The sequence below is a fragment of the Streptomyces sp. SID5785 genome, from assembly GCF_009870065.1.
GTDB lineage: Bacteria > Actinomycetota > Actinomycetes > Streptomycetales > Streptomycetaceae > Streptomyces.
The window spans coordinates 1-2,543 of record NZ_WWIA01000093.1 but is presented as its reverse complement, the minus strand read 5'-3'; the positions used below and the strand labels follow the sequence as shown (position 1 = coordinate 2,543).

1 protein-coding gene and 1 pseudogene are annotated in these 2,543 nt (G+C 73.3%); both read left to right on the top strand.

Features of this window, described 5'->3' with window-relative positions; translation table 11 throughout:
* The first annotated feature begins 178 nt into the window (after positions 1-178).
* A complete protein-coding gene (locus GTW43_RS02930) occupies positions 179-2,143 on the top strand; it encodes a penicillin-binding protein 2 (protein WP_161299982.1) in 1,965 nt (654 codons plus the stop codon).
* 83 nt (positions 2,144-2,226) lie between these two features.
* A pseudogene (locus GTW43_RS02925) lies at positions 2,227-2,543 on the top strand (UDP-N-acetylmuramoyl-L-alanyl-D-glutamate--2,6-diaminopimelate ligase); the annotation flags it as partial.

The window sequence follows — 2,543 nt, the reverse complement described above, 5'->3', positions numbered from 1 at the left end:
CGCCCCGCGCCGCCGAGCCCGTCCGCCTCTCCGTCGGGGTCTGCGCCGGGCTCCCCGAAGGCCTCCTCCGGTGCGTCTCCCCAGGCCTCGCCCCGGGCGTCCGGCACACCGTCGCCCAGGACGACCCCGGCCGGCACGCCGACGGCCCCCGCCCCCTCGACCTCCGGCAGGTGACGCGATGACCGACAGGGAGCCCCCACGCCGCCGGGTGCCCGCACCCGCGCGCCCCGCGGGCACCGGACGCCCCGGCCCGCAGCGCCGGCCGGGCCCCGGGTCCCGGCCGCCCGTCCGCCGCCCGCGCCCCTCGGGGCCGAAGGGCGCGGCGCCGCTGCGCCTGGGCAGCCCCCGGCCCCGGCTGCGGATGGTGAGCCTCGGCCTGACGCTCGTCCTCCTGGTCTTCGTCGTGCGCCTGCTCCAGGTGCAGGGCGTCGACGCGAACGCGTACGCCGCCAAGGCCGAGCTGAACCGCTACGTCAGCCACACCATCGCGGCCGAGCGCGGCGGCATCACCGACCGCAGCGGTGTGGCGCTGGCGACGAGCGTCGACGCGTACGACATCACCGCGGACCCGACCCTGTTCACCGAGAAGGTCACCGGCGTCAAGGACGCGCCCGAGCAGGCGGCGGCGCTCCTGTCGCCCGTCCTCGGGGTGGAGACCGACACCCTGGTGAAGCGGCTGCGCACCAAGGACACCCGGTACGTGCGGCTCGCCGCGCGGCGCACCCCGCAGGTCTGGAAGCAGATCAAGGACCTGCGCTCGGCGCTCAACGACAAGGCGAACGCCGAGGGCCGCGAGGCCGGTGTCCTCGCGGGCGTCCTCGCCGACCCCAGCAGCAAGCGCGTCTACCCGAACGGCGACCTCGCCGCCGGAATGCTCGGCTGGGTCAACGCCGCGGGCAAGGGCGGCGGAGGCCTGGAGCAGCAGCTCGACAAGGAACTCGCGGGCAAGGCGGGCAAGATCCGCTACGCCCAGTCCGGCGGCCGGCAGGTGCCGACGGCCGGCAGCACCGAGCAGCCGGCCGTGGCCGGCGCGGACGTCGAGCTGACCATCGACCGAGACATCCAGTGGGCCGCGCAGAAGGCCATCAGCGAGCAGGTCGCCAAGTCCCGGGCCGACCGCGGGTACGTGATCGCGATGGATACGAAGACCGGCGAGATCCTCGCCATGGCGAACGCCCCGGGCTTTGACCCGAACGACCTGTCGGACGCGAACCCCTCGGCCCTCGGCAACGCGGCGGTCCAGGACGCGTTCGAACCCGGCTCCACCGCCAAGGTCATGTCGATGGCGGCGGTCCTCGAGGAGAACGTGGCGACCCCGTCCACCCACGTCACCGTGCCCAACCGGCTGCACCGCGGCGACCGGCTCTTCCAGGACGACGTCGACCACGACACCTGGCACCTCACGCTCAACGGCGTGCTGGCCAAGTCCAGCAACATCGGCACGATCCTGGCCACCGGCGAGCTCGGCAAGACCCAGTCCGCCGCGAACCGCACGCTCTACTCGTACCTGCGCAAGTTCGGCATCGGCCGGCAGAGCGGACTCGGCTTCCCCGGCGAGACGGCGGGCATCCTCGCGCAGCCCGCCACGTGGTCGACCTCGCAGCAGTACACGATCCCGTTCGGCCAGGGCTTCTCCGTCAACGCCCTCCAGGCGGCCTCGGTCTACCAGACCGTGGCCAACGGCGGCGTGCGGATCGAGCCGACCCTCGTGCGCGGCACGACGGGCCCCGACGGCAAGTTCGCGCCCGCGCCCGCGCCGAAGAAGAACCGCGTAGTGAGCGCGAGGACCGCAGGCACGGTCGCCCAGATGCTGGAGTCCGTCGTCGACGACGAGGAGGGCACCGGCACCAAGGCCCGCATCCCCGGCTACCGCGTCGCGGGCAAGACGGGCACGGCCAACCGCGTGGATCCGGCCACCGGCCGCTACAAGGGCTACACGTCCTCGTTCGCCGGTTTCGCACCCGCCGACAAGCCCCGGGTCGCCGTCTACTGCGCCATCCAGAACGCGACGAAGGGGAGCTACTACGGCGGCCAGATCTGCGGCCCCATCTACAAGCAGGTCATGGAATTCGCCCTGAAGACGCTGCAGGTACCGCCGACGGGGGCCAAGTCCGCCCGGCTTCCCGTCACTTTTCAGCCATGATCGGTCATGACACGCCGTGACCGGCCCCCCGCCGGTCGTGATCATGGTCGTCCCCCGCCCCGTGAAACAGCCTGAAGAGCCCCGTGACTACCATCACCCCCGATCCAGGGAACCAGCCCGCGCCACGCCCCTCGCTTCGCCCGGGAGCCGGTGCGCCCGGTACGCTCACCGCCGTGCCACACGCTGATCAGTCCCAAACCACCCAGAAGGGCGCACCCGTGACATATCCCGGGCCGCCGCGGCCGGTCGAGGTCTCCGCCACACCCCTCGCGGAGCTGGCCGATCAGCTGGGTGTCGCCACGCCCCAGGCTGCCGCCGACGTCACCGGCATCACCCACGACTCCCGTGCGGTGCGCCCCGGCGACCTGTACGCCGCCCTGCCCGGAGCCCGCGCCCACGG